Annotated in this window: 16 protein-coding genes and 4 pseudogenes; 11 read left to right on the top strand and 9 right to left on the bottom strand. The window is 34.2% G+C overall.

What is annotated here, in order from left to right:
• Positions 1-228: 228 nt before the first annotated feature.
• From ACZZ95_RS12725 to ACZZ95_RS12700, 6 genes are all read left to right on the top strand, one after another.
• Positions 229-1416: a hypothetical protein gene (locus ACZZ95_RS12725; RefSeq protein WP_463469313.1), complete on the top strand. Its 1188-nt coding sequence runs from the start codon at positions 229-231 to the stop codon at positions 1414-1416.
• A gap of 148 nt (positions 1417-1564) precedes the next feature.
• A complete protein-coding gene (locus ACZZ95_RS12720) occupies positions 1565-1891 on the top strand; it encodes an ArsR/SmtB family transcription factor (protein WP_463469312.1) in 327 nt (108 codons plus the stop codon).
• A complete protein-coding gene (locus tag ACZZ95_RS12715) occupies positions 1881-2381 on the top strand; it encodes an SRPBCC family protein (RefSeq protein WP_463469311.1) in 501 nt (166 codons plus the stop codon). Before ACZZ95_RS12720 ends, ACZZ95_RS12715 begins: the two co-directional genes overlap by 11 nt.
• A gap of 46 nt (positions 2382-2427) precedes the next feature.
• Positions 2428-2925 (top strand): SRPBCC family protein, encoded by a 498-nt coding sequence (locus ACZZ95_RS12710; RefSeq protein ID WP_463469310.1) that lies wholly within the window; start codon positions 2428-2430, stop codon positions 2923-2925.
• A gap of 94 nt (positions 2926-3019) precedes the next feature.
• Entirely contained in the window at positions 3020-3898 is an 879-nt protein-coding gene (locus tag ACZZ95_RS12705; protein ID WP_463469309.1) for an alpha/beta hydrolase, read from the top strand.
• Positions 3891-4571, top strand: a complete 681-nt coding sequence (locus ACZZ95_RS12700; RefSeq protein ID WP_463469308.1) for a GNAT family N-acetyltransferase — start codon at positions 3891-3893, stop codon at positions 4569-4571. Before ACZZ95_RS12705 ends, ACZZ95_RS12700 begins: the two co-directional genes overlap by 8 nt.
• Positions 4572-4641: 70 nt before the next feature.
• Here ACZZ95_RS12700 and ACZZ95_RS12695 read toward each other — a convergent pair.
• Positions 4642-6180: pseudogene (locus ACZZ95_RS12695) on the bottom strand (YifB family Mg chelatase-like AAA ATPase).
• A 79-nt stretch (positions 6181-6259) separates the two neighbouring features.
• Positions 6260-7177 (bottom strand): Gfo/Idh/MocA family protein, encoded by a 918-nt coding sequence (locus ACZZ95_RS12690; protein WP_463469307.1) that lies wholly within the window; start codon positions 7175-7177, stop codon positions 6260-6262.
• Between the two features lie 373 nt (positions 7178-7550).
• Between ACZZ95_RS12690 and ACZZ95_RS12685 the strand changes: the two are divergent.
• Positions 7551-8869: pseudogene (locus tag ACZZ95_RS12685) on the top strand (ammonium transporter).
• Positions 8870-9222: 353 nt separating this feature from the next.
• Here the strand turns inward: ACZZ95_RS12685 and ACZZ95_RS12680 are convergent.
• The 3 genes and pseudogenes from ACZZ95_RS12680 to ACZZ95_RS12670 form a co-directional block, all read right to left on the bottom strand.
• Positions 9223-11325, bottom strand: a pseudogene (locus ACZZ95_RS12680) (protein-disulfide reductase DsbD family protein).
• Positions 11325-12635, bottom strand: coding sequence for a tRNA lysidine(34) synthetase TilS (tilS, locus tag ACZZ95_RS12675; protein ID WP_463469306.1), 1311 nt, complete (start codon positions 12633-12635; stop codon positions 11325-11327). Before tilS ends, ACZZ95_RS12680 begins: the two are co-directional and overlap by 1 nt.
• A 224-nt stretch (positions 12636-12859) precedes the next feature.
• Complete coding sequence (locus ACZZ95_RS12670) at positions 12860-14158, bottom strand: anthranilate synthase component I family protein (protein WP_463469305.1); 1299 nt, start codon at positions 14156-14158, stop codon at positions 12860-12862.
• A gap of 301 nt (positions 14159-14459) precedes the next feature.
• Here ACZZ95_RS12670 and ACZZ95_RS12665 point away from each other — a divergent pair, with 301 nt between their 5' ends.
• A complete protein-coding gene (locus tag ACZZ95_RS12665) occupies positions 14460-14834 on the top strand; it encodes a DoxX family membrane protein (protein ID WP_095955185.1) in 375 nt (124 codons plus the stop codon).
• 57 nt (positions 14835-14891) lie between these two features.
• Here the strand turns inward: ACZZ95_RS12665 and ACZZ95_RS12660 are convergent, their stop codons facing one another.
• The 3 genes from ACZZ95_RS12660 to ACZZ95_RS12650 form a co-directional block, all read right to left on the bottom strand.
• The gene (locus ACZZ95_RS12660) at positions 14892-15434 is read right to left on the bottom strand and encodes a lipocalin family protein (protein WP_095955192.1); all 543 of its coding nucleotides are present in this window, start codon (positions 15432-15434) and stop codon (positions 14892-14894) included.
• A 152-nt stretch (positions 15435-15586) separates the two neighbouring features.
• On the bottom strand, positions 15587-16990 hold the full coding sequence (gene lpdA, locus ACZZ95_RS12655) for a dihydrolipoyl dehydrogenase (protein WP_463469304.1): 1404 nt from the start codon (positions 16988-16990) through the stop codon (positions 15587-15589).
• 426 nt (positions 16991-17416) lie between these two features.
• Positions 17417-17875: an Lrp/AsnC family transcriptional regulator gene (locus ACZZ95_RS12650; RefSeq protein ID WP_095955183.1), complete on the bottom strand. Its 459-nt coding sequence runs from the start codon at positions 17873-17875 to the stop codon at positions 17417-17419.
• Between the two features lie 362 nt (positions 17876-18237).
• Here ACZZ95_RS12650 and ACZZ95_RS12645 point away from each other — a divergent pair.
• Positions 18238-19483 (top strand): annotated as a pseudogene (locus ACZZ95_RS12645) (aminotransferase class I/II-fold pyridoxal phosphate-dependent enzyme).
• A 553-nt stretch (positions 19484-20036) separates the two neighbouring features.
• On the opposite strand, the gene ACZZ95_RS12640 reads toward ACZZ95_RS12645, so the two are convergent.
• Positions 20037-21971, bottom strand: a complete 1935-nt coding sequence (locus ACZZ95_RS12640; RefSeq protein ID WP_463469303.1) for an amino acid permease — start codon at positions 21969-21971, stop codon at positions 20037-20039.
• A gap of 1140 nt (positions 21972-23111) precedes the next feature.
• Here ACZZ95_RS12640 and ACZZ95_RS12635 point away from each other — a divergent pair.
• Positions 23112-23564 (top strand): Gfo/Idh/MocA family protein, encoded by a 453-nt coding sequence (locus ACZZ95_RS12635; RefSeq protein ID WP_463469302.1) that lies wholly within the window; start codon positions 23112-23114, stop codon positions 23562-23564.
• Positions 23497-24267 (top strand): Gfo/Idh/MocA family protein, encoded by a 771-nt coding sequence (locus ACZZ95_RS12630; RefSeq protein WP_463469301.1) that lies wholly within the window; start codon positions 23497-23499, stop codon positions 24265-24267. The genes ACZZ95_RS12635 and ACZZ95_RS12630 overlap by 68 nt, the downstream gene beginning before the upstream one ends.
• Positions 24268-24307: the final 40 nt, after the last annotated feature.

Genomic DNA, 24307 nt, shown 5'->3' with positions numbered 1-24307 from the left:
CTTCTCCAGTCTAGATACCTTATTTATTATGAAAAACTAAAGACCTAATCTAGCCCCGATAGAGCCGATATCCTCGCATCCCGATGGCTATCGGGAGGAGAGATAAAGGCGAAAGCGGGACTAAAGGTTATTATGAAAAATTGATTTCTGCTCCTTAAAATAAATCAAAAAAAAGGCATAGTTGTTGAAAGTTAAAAAAGATATATTTACACCTTCAAAAGAGATACTATGCAAAAAACTACTTTACTATTTTTTATATTCTTTTTGGTTCTTTCTTCGTGCGGGGTAAAAACGACTCAGGCGTTAATAAGCGACGGAAATTATGACAGTGCTATTGATCGCGCTGTAGAGGCTTTGAGGACAAATAAGGATGCAAAAGGAAAACAAGATTATGTGTATTTACTCGAAGAGGCTTTTGCCAAAGCGAAAGACCGTGACCTGCGTAATCTGGAAATGCTTTCTAAAGATACCAATCCGGCAAATGCTGAGCGAATCTACAATACGTATTTACAACTCAATAACCGTCAGGAAAAAATTAGTCCGATTTTGCCTTTGAAATTAATAAAGCAAGGCAGAAATGCAAATTTTCCGTTTGATAATTATTCCAATGAAATTGTAAACAGCAAAAATGCACTTTCAAAATATTTGTACGAGAACGCTTCTAACCTTTTGAAATCGAACAACAAAATGGATTTTAGAAAGGCGTATGATGATTTTGCTTATTTGGAAAGTATAAACCCAGGATATAAGAATACCAAGAAATTAATGGATGATGCTCTTTTTAAAGGAACTGATTTTGTGGATGTGTATGCGAAAAATGAAACCAATATGGTGATTCCGAAAATGCTTCAGGATGATTTGCTGGATTTTAAAACGTACGGACTTAATGATAAATGGACGGTTTACCATAGCGCAAGACAAAAAAATGTAACGTACGATTATAGTTTGATTATTAATTTTAGACAAATTGCAATCTCGCCAGAACAGATTAAAGAAAAAGAATTTGTGAAGGAAAGACAAATTAAAGACGGTGTAAAAACACTTCTGGACAGTCGCGGAAGACCTGTAAAGGATAGTTTGGGCAAAGAGATTAAAGTAGACAATTATAAAATACTTCGCGCAAGTGTTTATGAATTCAGACAATTTAAATCTTGTTTGGTAACTGCTAAAGTTGATTATGTAGATTTGAAATCAAATCAGCTGGTACAGACTTTTCCTATTAGCGACGAATATGTTTTTGAGAATATTTATTCGAAATATAAAGGAGACCGAAATGCCTGCGACGATAATTATCAAAGCTATTTTTCTAAGCGTGCTGTTCCTTTTCCGAATAACGAACAAATGGTTTTTGATACGGGTGAAGACTTAAAAGCGAAACTTAAAGATATTATTGTCAGAAATAAATTTAGACGATAACACCTAAAAACGATATAAAAGGGCGCATTAAATATGCGTCTTTTTTTGTTTACGATATTTCAATTAAAAAAAAATCACTTTTTTAACATTACGCAACCAAAAAGTTGCTTATATTCGCAACTAATTAGTTGCGTAATTCTATTTTAAAATGAAACGAGATATTTTTCAGGCCATTGCCGATCCTACCCGCAGAGCAATTTTAGTTTTGATTTCTTCAACTTCGTTGACACCAAATGCAATTGCAGAACAGTTTCAAACTACAAGACAAGCCGTTTCTAAACACATTAAAATACTGAATGAATGTGATTTGCTGGAAGAAAAAAAATTAGGCAGAGAAATTTATTATCAGCTCAAAATAGATAAAATGAAAGAAATAGATCATTGGCTGGAGCAATTTAAAAAGATTTGGGAACAGCGTTTTGATCAATTGGATCAAGTATTAATGAATTTAAAATCTAAAGAAAATGAAATCTGATCTTTTAATTAATTTTTCTGTAGACAAGGAAAATAAAACAGTAAATGTAAAACGCGAATTTAAGGCGTCATTGTCAAACGTTTGGTCTGCCTGGACAGAAGCTTCCATTCTGGATTTGTGGTGGGCGCCGGCTCCGTTTAAATCCAAAACAAAGTTTATGGAATTTAGAGAGGGCGGAAAAAGATTGTATGCGATGGTGAGTCCTGAGGGAGATGAACGCTGGGCTGTATTTGAATATAATTCAATTTCTCCTAAAACAAATTTTAAACATTCGTCTACTTTCTGCGATTCAGAAGGGCTTCCAAATTCTGCTTTAGGCAGTTCTTATTGGGACATTACTTTCTCTGAAGAGGGAGATTCTACAATTGTTGCTATTGCGATTAAGCGCGACAGTTTAGAAGAATTAGAAAAAATAATTGAAATGGGTTTCAAAGAAGGCTTTACAATTGCGATGGAAGGTTTAGATAAAATTCTGGAAACAAATAAATAAAATTATTCTAAGAAATAACTATTAATAAATTTAAAATCTAAAGAAAATGAAATCGAATCTATTAATGAATTTTACTGTAAACAAGGAAAATAATACTGTAAATGTAAAACGCGAGTTTAGTGCTTCTCTAGCAAACGTTTGGTCTGCTTGGACAGAAGCGACGATTTTGGATCAATGGTGGGCGCCGGCACCATGGAAATCAAAAACAAAAAGTATGGATTTTAAAGAAGGCGGACGCAGATTGTATGCAATGCTTGGCCCAGAAGGTGAAGAACATTGGGCAATCGCCGATTTTACTTCGATAAGTCCGAAAACCAATTTTAAATATCTGGATGCTTTTTCAGACAGCGAGGGAAATTTGAATACCGAATTTCCGCGTTCGGATTGGGATGTAACTTTTTCGAAGCAAGGCAGTTCTACATTTGTTGATATTGTAATCAAGCACGAAAAACTATCTGATTTGGAAGCGATCATTCAAATGGGCTTTAAAGAAGGATTTACCATTGCAATGGAAGGTTTAGATGCAATTTTTGCAGAGCAATAAATAATCTTAAATTACTAACAAAGCTGGGGTAAAAAAGGGAATTTGATGTATTAAATTCGTATTTTCGTTTTTATTCTTTTACCTGCTTACTTCAATGAACAAATTTATTACCCTGGCTTTCTTTCTTTTTTCTTTCACTTTAATATTCAGCCAAAAAAACAAAACCAAAGTCGCAGAAATACAAAAACCATTCGTTTTAGGTGTTATTGACGAAATTCAATCGAAAGAACTTAACGAAAAAAGAATACTAAATATTTATCTTCCTGAAGCTTACAATCCTTCTGAAAACATAAAATATCCTGTTATATATTTATTGGACGGCTCTGCCGATGAAGATTTTATACACATTACTGGTTTAGTTCAATTTAATAGTTTTGAGTGGATCAACCAAGTTCCAAAATCAATTGTAGTAGGAATTGCAACTGTAGACAGAAGAAGGGATTTTACATTTCCAACAACTATTGAAAGTGATAAAAGCCGTTTTCCAAGCGGTGGTCATTCGGATCGTTTTATTGCTTTTATCGAAAAGGAACTACAGCCTTTTATTGAGCAAAGATATAAGACAAATGATTCGAAAACTATTATTGGCCAATCTTTAGGCGGATTATTAGAAACTGAAATTTTGTTTAAAAAGCCTTTTCTTTTTAATAAATACGTCATTGTAAGTCCGAGTCTGTGGTGGAATAATGGTTCTTTACTTGATTTAGATTCAGAAATACTGAAAGAAGATTTTAAACAGCAGACCGACATTTATATTGCAGTTGGAAAAGAAGGCTTAACTCCCACAACAATTCCGCGAGTTATGGAAGTAGATGCTAATTTATTGACTGAAAAAATAAAAAAATCTAAAAGTAAAAACATCAAAGTTTATTTTGATTATTTACCAGATGAAAACCACGCAACTATCCTTCATCCAGCAGTATCGAACTCATTTAAAATCTTCTACCCTCAAGCAAAAAATAAAAATGAATAATATTGACGAAAATAAACTGGACAATCCTGTCTTGAATTCTTTATCTGAAAATCACGAAAAATTTTGCCTTGATTATAATGGAGTAAAATTTTACAATCCCGATTATTGTCCTTTTGGGGGCTTTATAAACCTCGAAAAAACTGAAAAAGCAACTGCTGACTACGCCTCATTATGTGAAAATTTTTATATTGTTGGAGAAAAGCCTAACATTTCAAGTCCTTTAAAGATCATCAAAGAATTGGTCTGCCTTCAAATGATTATCTCTAAAAAAATTCAACTAACTCCTAAAAATGAAATCATCAAACTTACAGATGAGCATACTAAAGAATTATTGGATTTAGTCAATTTAGTACAGCCTGGATATTTTAAACCAAAAACAGTCGCGCTGGGAAATTACTACGGAATCCTTATAGATAAAAAATTAATTGCTGTCGCAGGTGAGCGCATGAAAATGAATCATTTTACAGAAGTCAGCGCTATCATCACTCATCCAGATTACACTGGAAAAGGATATGCAAAACAATTGACTGCCTATGTTGTAAACAAAATTTTCGAAGAAGGTAAAACTCCTTTTTTAAATGTCGTAGAAAGTAACATTGGAGCTGTAAAATTATACGAAAAACTGGGTTTTGTTACGAGAAGAAAAATGAGTTTTTGGAATATTTCAAAATAGTAAACTGAAATATTCAAGACTGAAAAATAAAAAATTAGCCCTGATAATTATTATCAGGACTAAAATGAATTTATCCCAGCCATCCTTCTCGATCCAAACTTCTATACTGAATTGCTTCTGCAATATGCGACGAAACTATACTGGGCGCATCATCTAAATCGGCAATGGTTCTGGAAACTTTCAAAATTCTGTCATACGCTCGAGCGGAAAGATTCAGTCTTTCCATTGCGGTTTTCAACAGCTCTTTTGAAGCGTCATCTAAAACACAATATTCCCTAATTAATTTACTGCTCATTTGAGCATTGTAATGAACATTTTCTACCGCTTCAAATCGTTTGGTTTGAATTTCGCGTGCTTGCAGTTACACGTTTCCGAATTTCTACACTGCTTTCTGCTTTTCTTTCATCGGCCAATTTTTCAAACGGAACTGGTGTAACTTCTATATGAATGTCGATTCTGTCTAATAACGGACCCGATATTTTACTCATATAGCGCCGCATTTCGTGAGGTGAAGAAGTATTTGGCGTACTAGGATCGTTAAAAAATCCACTCGGACTTGGGTTCATACTGGCGACAAGCATAAATGAAGACGGATAGGTAATCGTAAACTTAGCGCGCGAAATAGTAACTTCTCGATCTTCTAACGGCTGGCGCATTACTTCAAGAACATCTCGTTTAAATTCTGGTAATTCGTCTAAAAACAAAACACCATTATGCGCCATCGAAATTTCTCCTGGTCGCGGATAACTGCCTCCACCAACCAAAGCTACATTCGAAATAGTATGGTGCGGACTTCTAAATGGACGCTGATTCATTAATCCAACTTCTTTTAATTTTCCTGCAACACTATGAATTTTAGTAGTTTCAAGTGCTTCCCGCAAAGTCATAGGAGGCAGAATACTCGGAACACGTTTTGCCAGCATCGTTTTTCCAGCTCCAGGCGGGCCTATTAAAATAATGTTGTGACCTCCCGCTCGCCGCAATTTCCATACAGCGTTTAATACTTTCTTGTCCGCGAACATCTGAAAAATCAAATTCTGGAAAATCCAACGTTTTATAAAATTCTGCCCTCGTATCTATTACTGTTGGCTGAAGCGTACCTTTTCCAGCAAAAAAGTCAATGATTTCTTTTAGATTCTCTACGCCATAAACATCTAAATCGGATACAATCGCCGCTTCCTTTACATTTTGAATGGGAAGAAAAAAACCTTTATAACCTTCTTCTTTTGCTTTGATGGCAATTGGTAAAGCACCGCGAATAGGCTGCAGACTTCCGTCTAAAGAAAGTTCACCCATAATAATATATCGCTCAATTTCTGGCGCTTTTATCTGATCTGAACCGACTAGAATTCCCATTGCCAAGGTCAAATCGTAAGACGAACCCTCTTTTCTAAGGTCTGCCGGCGCCATATTAATGGTAATTCTTTTTCCAGGCATACCGAAACCATTATTTTTAAGTCGTTGCAGCGATTCGGAAACTGCTTTCTTTTATAGCATTGTCTGGAAGTCCAACTAAATGATAACCAATCCCTTTATCCATATGAACTTCGACTGTAATTGTCGTTGCCTCTACGCCAAAAACGGCACTTCCATAAACTTTTACTAACATAAATATCTTTTCATTAAATGTTTTTAAAACTAATGAAAAATTATTATTATGTAAATATTTTATTACAAAATTTTTAAAATTAAAATGGAAGCTTGATTTGGATCTTAATTTCCTCCACAATCTTACTCAAATCCAAACTATTCTGATGTGACCAAAGTTCACTTTCTATGTGGTTATTTCGAATACAATTATGACATTCTATTATTTCATGTGAATAGCCTTTTCCTAATGTTGGTAAACTGACAACTGCTTCTTTTTCATCATTTATAAATAAAGAATACCCATCTGCCACATACCAAGGCGAATTCAATTCGATTCTCCCTTTTGAACCGCTTATTGAAGCTTTCATATCAGACTCTGAAACAATTGAAGCATGCAGAACCGATTGAGCAGATTCGTATTGCAGTATGATAGAAGTCTGCAAATCAATATTATTTTTATGCTTTACCGCTTTTGCAATAATCTCTTTTGGTTTTCCTAATAGTATATAAGACAGGAACAAAGGATAAACACCAATATCAAATAGCGCTCCGCCTCCTAAATCTTTATCAAAAAGTCTTTTATTTTCGATTTCACTTCCGTGAAAGGCAAAATCGGCTTTTATATAATTTATGCTTCCTATGACTCCGCTATTTATCTTTTGTAAAACATCTTGAACAGAAGGGATAAAGCGCGTCCAGAAAGCTTCCATAAAAAACCTGTTGAACTTTTTAGAAGCTTCAATCATAAGCTTGGTATCTTTATAAGACAAAGACATTGGTTTTTCACAAATAACATGTTTCCCATTTTCAAGCGCTTTTATCGATAATGACGCATGCGAATTATGCGGTGTCGCTATGTAAATAATTTCAACTTCTTTATCTTCAAAAAGTAAATCGTATGAATTATATATTCTTGAAGCATTAAATTTTTCTGCAAACTGCTCTGCCTTCGAAATATCTCTTGATGCAACAGCTGTTAGCTCTGCATCTTCAACTAATAATAAATCTGCTCGCAAACTGATTGGCTATATTGCCAAGACCAATAATTCCCCATTTAATTTTCCTATTTTCCATTCTTGTGTTTTAATCATTAAAATTGTTAAAAACATTAAAAAAATCTTATTCTCAAAAATTATCAGATGTTTTTAAACAACAAATATCCAATATATCGCAAAAAGTAACAATCAATTAACCCAAAAATTATCAAAAGTCTTAGTAAGGAGAAAAAAAATGTTGCCGAATTACAAATTTTAAGTCTGTTTTAACAAATTCACGCAAAATTTAAGGGTTCAAATTTTAAATTTAACAAAAATTAAACATTGAACCCTATTTTTTTAGGGGTATGAAATCATTTTATACTTTTATAAAAAATTTTAAAACTAAATAACTATGCGAAAAATTATTTTAAGTGTGATTCTTATCACTATTTTGGTACTAACCTTTATATCAAACTTTATCATTGCAGATAACCCAATTCCTGCAGAAGCGGTTAAGTTTGATACAGGAGATACGGCTTGGATGATCGTTGCAACTGCTTTTGTATTGTTAATGACTCCTGGTTTAGGATTTTTCTACGGAGGAATGGTAGGTAAGAAAAACGTAATTAGTACTATGCTTGCAGAGTTTTATGGCCATGGTAATTGTTACAATTTTATGGACAGTTGTAGCTTTCGGATTAGCTTTCGGACCAAGTATTGGAGGAATTATTGGAGATCCAACCAGTAATTTATTCTTTCAAGGTGTTGGAACCAATACAGCATGGAGCCTTGCGCCAACGATTCCTTTTATGTTATTCGCATTATTTCAGGCAAAATTCGCCATCATTACTCCTGCGTTAATTACAGGTGCTTTTGCAGAACGTGTACGTTTCTGGGCTTATTTGTTATTCATGGTTTTATTTATATTATTAATATATGCTCCGTTGGCTCACATGACTTGGCATCCTGATGGAGTTTTCTTTAAAATGGGAGTTCTTGACTTCGCTGGTGGAACGGTAGTACACATGAGTGCTGGCTGGGTCGCATTGGCTGGAGCAATCTTCTTAGGAAAAAGAAAAATTCAAAAAGTTAATCCTGCTAGAATTACTTATGTATTATTAGGAACAGGTTTACTCTGGTTCGGATGGTTTGGTTTCAACGCTGGATCTGCATTAGGAGCAAATGGTTTAGCTGTACAAGCTTTAGGTACAACTACTGTTGCTGCTCGCAATCGCTGCAATGGCATGGGTTTTCCTTGATAAAATATTAGGACACAAATTATCTGCTCTTGGAGCTTGTATCGGAGCTGTTGTAGGTCTTGTTGCTATTACGCCTGCGACTGGTTTTGTTAGTATTCCTCATGCAATTTTCATCGGTTTATTCTCTGCAATCGTAAGTAACCTTGTAGTTAGCAAATTCCCTAAAGGAAAAATTGATGATGCATTAGATGTATTTGCTTGTCACGGTGTTGGTGGTATGGTTGGTATGTTATTAACCGGAGTTTTCGCTTCAAAAGCAATTAACCCAGCTGTTGGAGACAATCAAGGTTTAATCTTCGGAACTCCAACTTTATTTATCAATCAATTAACAGCTTTAGTGGTAGTATCAATCTTTGCTTTTGTAGGTTCTTATATTTTATTCTTCGTTGTAAATAAAATTACTCCTCTAAGAGTTACTGAAGAAAAAGAAGAACTAGGTTTAGATATCTCTCAACACGGAGAATTCTTATAAGATATTAATTTTCAACTTTCAATCTTGATAAAAAAAGCGCTCTAAGTAATTAGAGCGCTTTTTGTTTGAAGTATCTTCTCCGTTAAAATAAGTTATAAAAAAACACACGAAAGAAGAACTAGTAAAACTTAAATCTTTATTTCTCAATTGCATAAAAAAAGCGCTCTAAGTAACTTAGAGCGCTTTTGTTTGAATTAATTTCAACCGAATAAAGTACTGATTGTAGATTTTAGATTTTAGATTGTAGATTGCAGATTTTAGATTTTAGATTGCAGATTGTTACAACACAAACATCAACCATTAACATTCAACCATTAACAATTAACCATTAACAATAAACAATCAACCTATTCTTATTTAAAATTAGAAATTCCTTCTTTTAACCAGTGCAGATATTCTTCTGTACTTACGTAGCTAATTGTTGGTTTTGTATTGTTTAAATTATTTCCTTCTAAATCTGTAATAACATATAAAGGCTGTGTATTCGTTTTATATTTAGAAATCATAAAATCGGTCCATTTATCTCCAACCGTGATAATTTTATCGCCTGAAGCAGTTACAAACTGCTCCTCTTTTGGAAGTTCACGTTTATCATCAACATACAGCGAAATTAAAACCACGTCATTTTTTAGAATTGGTAAAACCGTTGGATCCGACCACACATTATTTTCCATTTTTCGGCAATTTACACAAGCGTAACCTGTGAAATCAAGCATTATTGGTTTCTTGATTTCTTTTGCGTAAGCTAAACCATCTTCATAATCGTGAAATACCATAATTCCGTGCGGACCTAATTCTGCACCTTCAGGAAGTCCTTTTATAGATTCTGCTGAACCTCCTCCATTTCCTGATCCTCCTACTCCAAACGGACTTTCGCTATATTGCGACGTGCGGTGGAAAAGCACTAATTAATTTTAACGGCGCTCCCCAAAGTCCAGGAATTAGATACATCGTAAATACTAAAGTAAGCAATCCTAAATATAGTCTTCCAACAGAAATATGCTCGCATTGGACTATCATGAGGCAATGTAATTTTTCCGAATAAATATAAAGTCAAAGCTCCAAAAATGGCAATCCAGATTGCGATGAAAACTTCTCTTTCTAAGAAATGCAATTGTAAAACTAAATCGGCGTTTGATAAAAATTTGAATGCCAAAGCCAATTCTAAAAATCCAAGAACCACTTTTACAGTATTTAACCATCCTCCAGATTTTGGTAAAGAATTCAACCATCCAGGGAACATTGCAAACAACATAAAAGGAAGTGCTAATGCAGATGAAAATCCTAACATTCCCACAACTGGAGCGATTCCACCATTTGAAGCTCGCTTCAACTAATAAAGTTCCTACAATTGGACCTGTACAAGAAAATGACACAATAGCCAAAGCTAAAGCCATAAATAATATTCCGATTATCCCGCCTTTATCGGCTTGCTGATCGGCTTTGTTGGCCCATGAATTTGGAAGCATAATTTCGAAAGCACCCAAGAATGAAGTAGCAAAAACAACTAAGATTACAAAGAAAATCAAGTTGAACCAAACATCTGTAGATAATGCATTTAACGCATCTGCTCCGAATATTTTTGTTACAATAAGTCCTAAAATTACATAAATAGCAATAATAGAAAGTCCGTAAATAACAGCATTTCTAATTCCTTTTGCTCTGCTTTTACTTTGTTTGGTAAAGAAACTCACCGTCATCGGAATCATTGGGAAAACGCAAGGCGTTAACAAAGTCGCAAATCCTGATAGAAAGGCAATAAAAAAGATTGACCATAAACTTCTAGCAGGTACTGGAGCAGGAATTTCTGTATCAGCATCTCCTTTAGCCAACTCCTGATCTTTCTTTATAACATTCTCTATTTCGGAAGCTGTTGCTTTTGCAATCGTATCAACTGCAATTCCAGCTACTTTGGTTTCATCTTTTTTTGCTTCTGCAACAACTGGAACTTCATCAATTTTAAAAGTGGAAGGAACAGCAATTGAGAACTTTTTGCTCGAATTGATACAAACTTCTTTACAAACCTGAAAATCAAAATCTACATCAACCGTTTTTAAGTTTGGGTTAATGATTTTTATCTCTTGTTCAATATGTGCTTTACCTTCAAAAAACGTTTCGTTTACTTCAAAAACATCATTATATGCCGTTCTTGTTTTTCCTTCTTTTGCTTTTCCAATCAATTCATAATTGCCTTTCTGATTTTTAAAAGCAATTTCTAAAGCAAGCGGTCCGCCTTCTGGAGTAAACTGAGAATACATATGCCATTCCTTTTCGATAACAGCATCGAAAATCAGCACAGCATTATTTCCTTTTTTTTCAATTTTTGAAGTCCATTTTACCGGCTCTAATATTTGAGCGTTACCATTTGCAAAAGCAAAGAAAAACAACAGCAGTAAAATAGTTTTAGTCCAAACACTTTTAAAAAATTTTGTTTGATGATTTTGAGTAAAGTTCATTATTGTAGTTCTATTTTAAGTATTTTATTTGTGGTATTTTCAATTTTAAAACGTTCGTCTTGTCTGATTCCGATAACCCAGACGATTTGGTCATTTGAACATAAAAGCCATGTTTTTTCCTTTTCAATCAAGGATAATTTTTCATCTTTAAAAAGTTTGCTGACTTTTTTTGACTTACCATGCATCCCAAAAGGCTGAAAAACATCCCCCTCTTTCCACTTACGTAATACCAGCGGAAAGCGGATTTTATGGGCGTCGACAAATATAACTCTATTTGAATCGAATGTTGTGTGACCTACGTTACAAAGACTTAATTTTAAGGGAAAATTAACTTCTGTATCGTTTTCATAAATTTCAAATTCTTCTTTTTCTGACGCTTCAGAAAACGGACTCAAAATTAAGGTTTCTCTGTTTTTTAATAATCGAAATTCTTCTGCATAAATTTGCTTTCCAGATTGTCCTTCAGCCAAATCATAAATATCATTCCACGCCGAAAAACCAAATTCGTTAAGCCATTGGTACAAATATGATTTATAGTTTGGAAGTTTTTTAAGCTGATTTAAATCGAAGTGAATATCATCTCCTGCTTCTTTTGCAACTTGCTGATAAATCATAATAGAGGCGTCTTCCACCATTTCTTTTGTTTCCTGAAGATAAGACTGTGTTTTCTGAAATGCATCTAAAAAATTAGGATTGATTTCTTTTAAAACAGGAACTAAATCATGGCGGATTTTATTTCGCAGGTATTTATTTGAAGCATTACTGCTGTCCTCACGCCATTCTATATTATTTTCTTGGGCATATTTTAGAATTTCATCTCTAGAAAAAGGAAGAAGCGGACGGATAATTTTATCATTTTGTTCCGGAATTCCTGTCAAACCTTCTAGTCCCGTTCCGCGTGTTAAATTGATAATAAACGTTTCCAGATTATCATCGGCATGGTGCGCTGTTAGAATAAAATCGAAGTTTTTTTCTTCTAAAAGTTCATAAAACCAGCTGTATCTTAATTCTCTTGCCGCAACTTGTGTGGACAATTTATAATCTTTAGCGAAAGCTTCTGTGTCAAAATGAGTGGTAAAAAATGGAATATTATTTTGATCGCAATAATTCTGAATGAACTCCTGATCTCCAAAACTTTCTAATCCGCGAAGCTGGAAATTACAATGTAAAACTGCAATTTCATAGGATAACTGCTTGAATAAATGCAGTAAAACCATGCTGTCTAAGCCACCGCTTACTGCAAGAAAAAGCTTTTTTCCCGCTAAGAAAGGAAATCTTGAAACGATATGATTTTGAAATTTTGAAAACATCTGATAAAAGTAAAAAATTAAATTCGATCTATTTTTAAATGAAATGTTAAGTGATGTTCTTTGCCACGAATTACTCGAATTTCCACTAATTTTTTCTTTCCTAAAGCTAAAAAATTATAGGCACAGATCAGAAGATTAAAAATGATTAAAAAAAATCTGTGTTAATCTTTTAATCTGCGGTAAAAAAATAATACGCGTAAATTCGTGTAATCCGTGGCGATATTTTATTGCAAAACCTCCCGCATTGCCTTAGCTTTTAACAAACATTCCTCATATTCTTTTTCAGGATCAGATAATGCTGTAATGGCACTTCCTACCGAAAAAGAAACATATTGATTTTCCTGATTGTATAAAATACTTCTGATTACGACATTAAAATCAAAATCCCCTTCTGGTGTAAAATAACCAACTGCACCACTGTACAATCCTCTTTTTGTTTCTTCCAGATTTTCAATAATTTCCATGACAGAAATTTTTGGTGCGCCGGTCATGCTTCCCATTGGAAAAGTTGTCTTTAAAACATCTAGGGCCGAATATTGAGAATCCAGTTTTGAACTAATTGTAGAAATCATCTGATGCACTTGTAGAAATGAATAAATCCCGCAAAGTTCTTCAACCATAACAGATCCTTTTTGCGCCGTATGCGATAAATCGTTACGAACTAAATCGGTTATCATGATGTTTTCAGCTCTTTCTTTTTCATCTGAAACCAAAACAGCTTTTGATTTCTCGTCTTCAATCTGATCTAAAAATCGTTTCGAAGTTCCTTTAATGGGTTGTGAAATGATCTTTTCTCCTGCTTTTTTAATGTAACGCTCTGGTGAAGCGGAAAGCAAATAATGCTTGTAATTTTTAAAGAAAACGGAAAATGGCGCTTTCGAAATTTCATTGAGTTTCTGAAACTTCTCTAACGGATTTATACTTGCATTTTCAGCATAAAATTCCATACAAAAATTAGCTTCGTACATATCACCAACATGAATATGTTTGAGCATTTTGTTTACTTTTTCAACATAGGAATCTTTAGAAATGCGTTGTTTTATTTCTAAAGTCTCTAGACTTTGGACTTTTGTCTCGAAGCTTCGGGATGGACTTTGAACTATTTCTTCGAAATCAATTTCAACTTCATCATCACAAAGCATCAAATATTGAATTTCAAGTTCATTTCCTCTCAGAATAAATATTTTTTTAGGCTGAAAGAAAGACAAATCTGGAAAATTTAATCCGTCAAAATTATTAGATCGGAGACTTTCTACGTCATTTTTTAAATCATAAGAAAGATAACCAAAAAGCCAGTCTTTTGTGTTTTGCTGATATTGTTTTAAATCGTCAAAAGCATTGTAAAAATCTGTTTTTAAAGAAGTAAAAGCGTCAACTGCGAGCAGGCAGTCAAAATCGGAATAGTTTTGTGGATAGGAATTGCTGTCTAAAAAAATGACTTCGCGAAACTGCTGTGCCCAATTTAAAAGCTGTTCTTTAAACAGTTCTGGATTTGCAATATTTTTATGAATGGAAACTCTCAAAAATCAGTAAATTTTAAACCTCAAAATTACGACAAAATTCTGTCATTACTATAAAGCAAAAGAAATAACCAAATGATTCGAACAATGATGCAAAACTGTTAAAAAGACTTACTTTTTATAAGAAAAAATTCGTTATATTTGATATACAATTAGATTAATCCCAAAAACCAACTAATCTCATTGAAAAATCCTTAAAAATGAAGCACAAAAAAATTGATTTGTGATTCTAATTTGAGCCTTTAGACTGCATCTTTTCCAATAACTTAATTATATTTTTTAACCTTAAAAAATCCTAAGTATTATGAAAATTGCCACAATTATTGTCCGCGTTTTAATTGGTCTTTTGTTACTTTTTGCCTCTGTCAGTTATTTTTTTCATTTAATGCCTGAACCAGAAACTACAGGAAATTTTAAAGCTTTTAATGTAGGTTTAATGGCTTCGACTTATTTAATACCACTTGCTAAATCAATTGAATTGTTATGTGGAATTGCATTTATAACTGGGCGATATGTAACGCTTGCTAATATTCTGATCCTGCCTATTACGGTAAACATCTTGTTTATTAATTATTTTCTTGCTCCCGAAGGTCTGCCAATTGCAATTTTATTGTTTCTAGCAAACTTATTTTTGATTTACAGATATTGGGATAATTACAAGAGTATTTTCAAACCATAATTTTTCCCAAACTAAAAATAAAAAAACCCGACAGCTTTTTAACTGTCGGGTCCTTTTTTAATTCGTTCTATCATGCTTCACCCAAACCAGATCGGTTACTTTGTATCCAATATCTTGAGCTTTGATCAAAAAATCTGCTTTTACACTTTCTGGAATTGTTTTTTCTCTCGAAAGAATCCACATATATTTTAAGCTTTCGCCGGCCACAAGTGCATACTTGTAATCTGGATCGACAGCTACGACATTGTATCCAGAATAAAAAGGACCAAAAAATGAGACTTTCAGCATACCAATATTGTCTTTTTTGACAAATTTAGCTTTCCCGATACTTTGTTCCCATTTGTCTTTTTTGACATTATAGCCCTTATTATCTACTTTTATAGTTTTATCATCTTTTAAAGAATACTCGGCTGTTACATTATCAAGGTCTCTTTCCCATTTGTAATCTAATCTAGCGATTTCATACCATTTCCCGAGATATTTTGCACTGTCAAAATTAGTTACAGCCTGTGCTTTTTTCGGAATACCTCCTCCACAAGAGTAAAGTGCAAATCCGATTCCTGCTCCGATCAAAATCGGAACTATATATCTATTTTTCATAATATTATCTTTTAGTCTTGTAAAGATAACACCCGAATTACCCATCTAATTTACAAAATTATTTTCAATTATTATATTATCCGAAGCTTTAAATAAAGCATAAAAAAACCGCTAGATTGCTCCAGCGGTTTTGTATTATTAGTTTACGTAAATTATACGTGTATTGCTCTATTTTCGGTAGTCGCCAATGTCGCTTCTTTTACCGCTTCCGCGAAAGTTGGGTGCGCATGGCTCATTCTTGAAATATCTTCAGCAGAAGCTTTAAATTCCATTGCAGTTACCGCTTCAGCAATTAAATCTGCTGTACGTGCTCCAATCATGTGAACCCCTAGAACCTCATCCGTTTTTTCGTCAGCAAGGATTTTTACGAATCCGTCTAAGTCAGCACTTGCTCTTGCACGTCCTAACGCTTTGAAAGGGAAACTTCCAGATTTATAAGCAATTCCTTCTGCTTTTAATTGCTCTTCAGTTTTTCCAACTGCGACAACTTCTGGCCAAGTGTATACTACACCAGGAATTAAGTTATAATCGATGTGTGGTTTTTGACCTGCTAAGATTTCAGCAACCATAGTTCCTTCTTCTTCCGCTTTGTGTGCCAGCATCGCGCCGCGAACAACGTCACCAATTGCGTAGATATTTGGAACATTAGTTTGTAAATGATCGTTTACTTCAACTTGTCCTCTGTCTGAAATTTTCACTCCAGCTTTGTCAGCGTTTAATCCGTCTGTGTATGGACGACGACCAACAGAAACTAATGAATAATCTCCTTCTAGAGTTATAGTTTCTCCTTTTGCATTTTCAGCCTGAACCACAACAGCATCGCCGTTTCTTTCTACCGATTTTACTTTGTGAGAAACGTAAAATTTCATTCCTTGTTTTTTCAATACTTTAGTCAATTCTTTAGAAAGAGAACTGTCCATTCCTGGAATAATTCTGTCCATAAATTCTACTACAGAAACCTGAGCTCCTAGACGAAGGTAAACTTGTCCAAGCTCAATTCCGATAACTCCTCCACCGATAATTACTAAGTGTTTTGGAACTTCTTTTAAAGCCAAAGCTTCAGTAGAAGTAATGATTCTTTCTTTATCAATTTTGATGAATGGTAAAGAAGATGGTTTTGAACCTGTAGCGATTACAGTATATTTTGCTTCGATAGTTTCAGATGTTCCGTCTGCTTTTGCAACTGCAATGTGTGTTGCGTCTACGAAAGAACCTAAACCATTGAAAACAGTGATTTTATTTTTATCCATTAAGTAGTTGATTCCACCTACGGTTTGATCTACAACGGCTTGTTTGCGCGCGATCATTTTCTCTAAATTGATTTTTACATCGCCAGAAACTTCAATTCCGTGATCTGCAAAATGAGCAATTTCTGAATAATGATGAGAAGAAGCTAACAAAGCTTTTGAAGGAATACAACCTACGTTAAGGCAAGTTCCGCCAAGAGCGTTATACTTTTCTACAATTGCTGTTTTAAAACCTAATTGTGCGCAACGAATTGCTGATACATATCCGCCCGGTCCTGAACCTATAATGACTACGTCAAATGAACTCATAGTTTGTCTATTTTATTTTTAGCGATACAAAATTAAGGAATAAAGTTTTGTTTAAAGTTTAAATTCCAATGTTTTTTGTGTGAAATTTTGGGGTTGGAGGGTTTCTGCCACGAAGGCACTAAGGCAGAAAGTTTTTTTTATGGATTGGGTATTTTATCGCAAAGTTTTTTTGGGGACTGTGCATTTTACCGCAAAGTTCGCAAAGGTTTTCTTTTTTTTAGTCTCGCAAAGTCGCAGAGTCGCAAAGTCTTAATGAAAGGGTTGTATCATACTTTTACAGAAATGATAAACTTAACGGTCATTGATAAAAAACTTTGCGCCTTAGCGACTTTGCAAGATTAAAAAACTTAGAACCTTAGTAACTTAGAATCTTAGTCTCTTTTATTAAAACCTTTGTCCCTTTGCTTCTCTGAACCTTTGAACCTCTCAAAAAGAAATCACCGTCGAATTTTTCACTTCGCTAATCATAAACATACTTTGTGTACTGCCAATGTGTTGAAGTGAAGTTAGTTTAGTTACCAAAAATTCCCTGTAAGCTTCCATGTCTTTTACTAGCACTTTTAGAATATAATCATAATCACCGCTTACGTGGTGGCATTCTAAAACTTCATTTAGTTTGATGACTTCGCTTTCAAATTTGGTAAGGAATTCTTTGGTGTGCTGAATGAGTTTTAAATGACAGAACACTACAAATCCTTTTTCGATTTTGGTTTTATCTACTAACGCTACATAGTTTTTGATGATTCCTTCACGTTCCAGTTTTTTGATTCTTTCATAAACTGCTGTTACCGAAAGATTTAGTTTTAAAGACAATTCTTTGTTTGTTTTTTTACTGTCGGTTTGAAGTAAAACTAAGAGTTTTTTATCGGTGGCGTCTAAAGTCATTTTAACAGTTTATGGTTTATGGTTTATGGTTTTTTGTTTTTGGTTGCGATGAAAAAAAATCTATTGAATCGGATTTTCTAAATCAAATTTAGATTAAAAATCGCAACAAATGTATTTTTATAGTTTTAAAATCTAATTATAAGTCTTAGGATTGATTATTTTTCTAAATAGATCTTATTTTGAATAGAATTTATTTTGAAAAAGAGTGCCCTAGCCCTGATAGAAGTGGAAATCCTTTTGTGTCTCGTTTCTTTAACGAGACACAAAAGATTGAAACGGATAGCAGGAATAGCTTCTAAAAATTAAACTTAGGTTCAAACAACTTGAAACCTGAAATTTGAAACAAACAAAAACTAACTATAATGAACGACTTTAACCCAGCAGATAAAATTCAGGATTTGCAATACTTTGGAGAATTTGGCGGTGTGAATCCGTCGATCTCTGATTCTTCGACTTATACTTTTCTTTCCGCTAAAACTATGTTTGATACTTTTGAAGGGAATATGGAAGGCTGTTATTTGTATTCGCGTCATTCTTCGCCGAGTAATTTGTATTTGGATCAAGCTTTGGCGACGATGGAAGGCACGGAAACGGCAAATGTTTCGGCTTCGGGAATGGGAGCGATTACGCCTACTCTACTACAGCTTTGCGGTGCGGGCGATCACATTGTTTCAAGTCGAACGATTTATGGCGGAACTTACGCTTTTTTAAAGAATTTTACGCCTCGATTCGGAATCGAAACTACGTTTGTTGATATTACGAAATTAGAAGTTGTAGAAGTCGCAATTACAGCAAAAACGAAAGTTTTGTATTGCGAAACGGTCAGTAATCCGTTATTAGAAGTGGCTGATATTGCAGGCTTGGCTAAAATTGCTAAAAAGCACAATTTGAAATTGGTTGTCGATAATACGTTTTCACCTTTATCTGTTTCTCCTGCAAAATTAGGCGCTGATATTGTGATTCATAGTTTAACGAAATACATAAACGGAAGCGACTGATACGGTTGGCGGTGTAACTTGTGCGTCGAAAGAATTTATCAATTCGCTGAAAAATGTAAATTCCGGAGCCAGTATGCTTTTAGGACCAACGATGGATAGTTTACGTTCGGCTTCGGTAATGAAAAATCTTCGAACTCTTCACATCCGAATTAAACAGCACAGTCATAATGCGCATTTTCTGGCAGATCAATTTGAAGCTGATGGTTTGAAAACGGTTTATCCAGGATTGAAAAGTCACCCGAGTCATGAATTATACAAAACGATGATTAATCCGGAATATGGTTTTGGCGGCATGCTGACAATTGATGTTGGAACTTTGGCAAAAGCCAATGAATTAATGGAGTTGATGCAAGCTAAAAACTTAGGCTATTTGGCGGTAAGTTTGGGGTTTTATAAAACGTTATTCAGCGCGCCGGGAACTTCGACTTCTAGTGAAATTCCACTTGAAGAGCAAAAAGAAATGGGATTAACAGATGGTTTGATTCGTTTCTCGATTGGATTGGATAATGATATTCAACGTACTTATGAGATGATGAAAGCTTGTATGGTGGAGCTTGGGATTTTAAATTCCGCAGAGATTCGCAAAGAGGTTTTCGCAGAGATTCGGTAAGATTTTTTTTGTTTTCTCTCGCAGATTTAGGAGATTTGGCTGATCTTCTCCTAAACAAAAAAAAACTGCTTTATCTGCCAAATCTGCGAGAGGCAAAATCTTTTTAATCGTTTTGATCTGTGGCAAAATAAAGTTTGATTCGTTTTTCTATTGGTTGGTATATTAATATTCAGCGTACTTATGAGATGATAAAAGCTTTGTATGGTGGAATTAGGAATTTTGAAACAAGAATTTCACTAATTTTCACTAATTATTTCGCGACTGTTTTTTGCCACGATCCGAGCAAAAGCGAACACGCGAAGCAATTCACGAATTAATTTGTTTTTAAAAATTCGTGAATTCGTGGCGATTTTTTTTTAGCAAATTGATAATCGGCACCAATTTGTCATCCTGACGAAGGAAGGATCACACGCGTAACTTCGTATAGTAAATCTTCAATCTTTGTCGAGTTTCTAGTGTGATCCTTCCTCCGTCAAGGATGACAAAAAAAAAACGGAAAAGCCGTTCTAAGACTATTTTCAGAACGGCATTTCTATAATTTATAATTTAAAACTTAAACCCTCTCAACGAAGTTTAACTTACTATTTTTTCTACTATAAGTAAAGTAAATAAACAATCCTATTAATAACCAAATTGTAAAGTAAATCCAGTTCCAAACGCTTAATTCGGCCATCATGTAAAGACAGCAGATTAAACCTAAAAGCGGAATTAACGATAGATTTTTTCTGAAAGCCCAAACCGCTAATCCAACTAAAACGAAAAGGAAAATCCACATTGGAATTTTGTGTTTGAATAAGCTGAAACCTGATTCGTACTTTAATGAATCGTTGATTGGTAATCCTTTTACAACTTCAATATACTTAGCTTCGTCTTCTTGATATTGTCCTAATAAATGTTCTAAATCTGATGTTTCGGCAGTTTTATTTTTAACATCTATGCTTTCTAAATAATTGAAAACCTTTGCAGATTCTTCTTTATTTAATGACGTAATAATTGTTGTTGCATCGTTTATCTGCGCATCATTATTAATAAAAGCCATTGTCGCTTTGTTATTGAATGCAAAAGCGTAATACAATCCAGCAATCATTAAAACTGGTAAAATATATTTTGAGTTTACATAAGGCGTTTTGAATTTTCCTCTTGGAATTTCTGGCTTATTCTGCAATACTAAAACTCCTGCACAAACTAATACAAAGGCAAATAAAGTTCCGATACTGCATAAATCTGTAACCATTGTTAAATTTAAAAATAGAGCTGGAACTGCTACCACAAAACCAGTTACAATTGTAGCAAAAGATGGCGTTTTGAATTTAGGGTGAACCGTAGAAAATTTCTTTGGCAATAAACCGTCACGGCTCATGCTCATCCAGATTCTAGGCTGTCCCATTTGGAAAACCAATAAAACGCTCGCCATAGCTACTACTGCACTTACGGCAATAATTCCTGACATCCATTTAAGGTTTAATTTATCGAAAACGAACGCCAGAGGATCTCCAACATTTAATTCGTTGTATTTTACCATTCCTGTCAAAACTAAGGCAATAGCAATATATAAAATGGTACAAATAATAATCGCCCACATCATGCCTCGTGGTAAATCTCTCTGCGGATTTTTACATTCTTCGGCAGTTGTTGAAATCGCATCAAAACCAATATAGGCAAAGAATACGGCAGAAACTCCTTTTAAAACCCCTCCAACTCCATTTGGAGCAAACGGATCCCAATTTGCAGTATCTACATAAAATACACCAACTGCAATTACCAAAAGAACCACACAAAGTTTTACTACAACCATTAAGTTACTCGCATTACGAGATTCTTTCATTCCTCTGTAAACCAAAGCGGTAATTAAAATAATGATAAATAATGCTGGTAAATCTGTCACAAAATGAAATGATCCTATTGTTGGTGCAGTTGTCCAAGCCGTATGAGCAGATTGCAGTGCTGTACTTAAATTTTCGAATGATTTTCCACCGCGCATTAAAGCTTCGGCATCGTTAAATCCGTTTGAAGCGGTTAAATAATCCATCTGAATCCATTGTGGAAGATGAATACCGCCACTCTGGAGCAGTCCAGTAAAATAATCACTCCACGATATGGCAACGGTTATATTTCCAACCGCATATTCCATAATCAATGCCCAGCCAATTATCCAAGCAATTAATTCTCCAAAAGCTACATAAGAATACGTATAAGCACTTCCCGAAACTGGAACCATCGAAGCAAATTCGGCGTAAGCAAAAGCGACAAAACTACAAGCTAAAGCTGTAAAAAGAAATAAGAAAATAACAGCTGGTCCGCCGTCTGCGCTGGCTTTTCCGATGGTACTAAAAATTCCCGCTCCAACAATTGCCGCTATTCCGAATGCAGTTAAATCTCTAGTTGTCAAATGTTTTCCTAAAGCATTATGACCGTCTGTTTCGTTCTGAGCAACCTGCTTCAGAATATCCTGTACTGTTTTCTTTCGGAATAAACTTGAAAATGCCATATATAATTTGGTATTGTAAATTAATTTAATTCGGACTTTATGGTTTTATTTTGCAAATAATGCAAAAATTATCCTGATTTCAAATATATAAAACCATTTTGTTTTATTGTGAATTATTTTTTGCCACGAATTTTTCGATTTTTTTTTTTGCCACGAAGACACTAAGGCACAAATTTTTTTTTATCTTTTAATATGTGTCCAAAATTTTCTCGCAGATTTGGCAGATTGAGGAGATTTTCTCTTGTTGCAGATTAAGAAGATTGACACAGATTTACTCATTAAAAGTTATCTGCTAGATCTGCTGAATCTGCGGGAAACAAAAAATAATCCTTTAATCTGAAACTAAATTTTTCTCGCAGATTTGGCAGATTGAGCAGATTATTTTGCCACAGATTAAAAAGATTATCACAGATTTATTCGTTAAAAGTAATCTGCTAGATCTGCAGAATCTGCAGGAAACAAAAAAAAATCCTTTCTTCTGAAACTAAATTTTTTCTCGCAGATTTGGCAGATTGAGGAGATTGAGGAGATTTTCTCTTGTTGCAGATTAAGAAGTTTAACAGAGATTTACTCATTAAAGTTATCTGCTAGATCTGCTGAATCTGTGGGAAACAAAAAAATCCTTTATTCTGAAACTAAATTTTTCTCGCAGATTTGGCAGATTGAGGAGATTTTCTCTTGTTGCAGATTAAGAAGTTTAACACAGATTTATTCATTAAAAGTAATCTGCTAGATCTGCTGAATCTGCGGGAAACAAAAAAATAATCCTTTAATCTGAATCTAAATTTTTCTCGCAGATTTGGCAGATTGAGCAGATTTTCTCTTGTTGCAGATTAAGAAGATTGACACAGATTTACTCATTAAAAGTAATCTGCTAGATCTGCTGAATCTGCGGGAAATAAAAAATAATCCTTTAATCTGCAACTAAATTTTTTCTCGCAGATTTGGTAGATTGAGCAGATTTTTTTTGCACAGATTAAAAGATTATCACAGATTTATTCATTAAAAGTAATCTGCTAGATCTGCTGAATCTGCGGGAAACAAAAAAATATTATAAATCAAATAAGATCAAACACAAATGTAACATTTATAAAAAAGAGCTTACTAATAAATTGATATTTAACTTAAAAGATAAATTATATGGAAAAAATTTCAAGAAGATCATTTGTGAACAAATTTGGGATTGGCGTTGGAGCATCAGTTATTGTAACTGCTCTTCCTTCTTTTTTATCTGCGCCGGAAACGGATAAAACGCCTTATACTGGAAAAAAATTAAATATCGCACTTTGCGGTCTCGGAAATTACGCCTCCATGTTAGCAGAGGGAATTCAGGTTTCTGAATATTGCCATCTTGCTGGTATCGTTACGGGCACACCTTCAAAAGCTGAAAAATGGAAAAAGAAATATAATATTCCTGAGAACAACATTTACAATTACGAGAACTTCGATGAAATTATAAAAAACAAAAACATTGACTTAGTGTATGTTGTAACGCCAAACGGACTTCATAAAGAATTTACTATCCGTGCTCGCAAAAGCAGGAAAGCATGTTATAACCGAAAAACCAATGGCAATTTCTGTACAAGATTGTGAGGAAATGATAAAAGTCTGCACGGATAACAATGTACAGTTAGCAATAGGTTACCGCTTGCATTACGAACCTACACATCTAGAAATAAAACGATTGGGGCAAGAAAAAGTTTTTGGACAAGTGCGTTTTATCCAAGCTTCTTTGGGTTATAAAATACATGATCCTCTTGATACAAAAGCTACTGTCAATTTTAACGATCGAAATGAATGGAGGCTCAATAAAAAATTATCAGGAGGCGGGCCCTTAATGGACTTAGGAGTTTATTGTATTCAGGCTAGCCGATATGTTTTAGGAGAAGAACCAATTGCTGTTACGGCGCAATTTGGAAAAGTTTATAACAAACAGATTTTTTCAGAAACAGAGGAAAGCATATCCTGGCAAATGGAATTTCCGAGCGGAGCCGTATCCAATTGCGTTACGTCTGTTAATTTTGATATTGATCGTTTTTACGCTTCCGCAGATGAAGGTTCGTTTGAATTAAGTCCAGCTTTGAGTTACGGACCATTTGAAGGAAAGACATCTAAAGGTATTCTGAAATTTCCCGTAATAAATCAACAGCAAACGCAAATGGATGAAATTGCAAAATTATTATTAGAAAATAAAAAACTGCCAAATCATATTACCGGAGAAGAAGGATTAAAAGACATTAAAGTTATTAATGCCATTTATAAAGCGGCAGAAACCGGAAAAAAAGTCTTGTTGTAATTTTTAGCACGCAGATGACACGGATTTGAACGGATTGACG

The sequence above is a fragment of the Flavobacterium sp. AC267 genome, from assembly GCF_979258715.1.
This window is presented reverse-complemented; position numbering and strand designations above follow the sequence as displayed.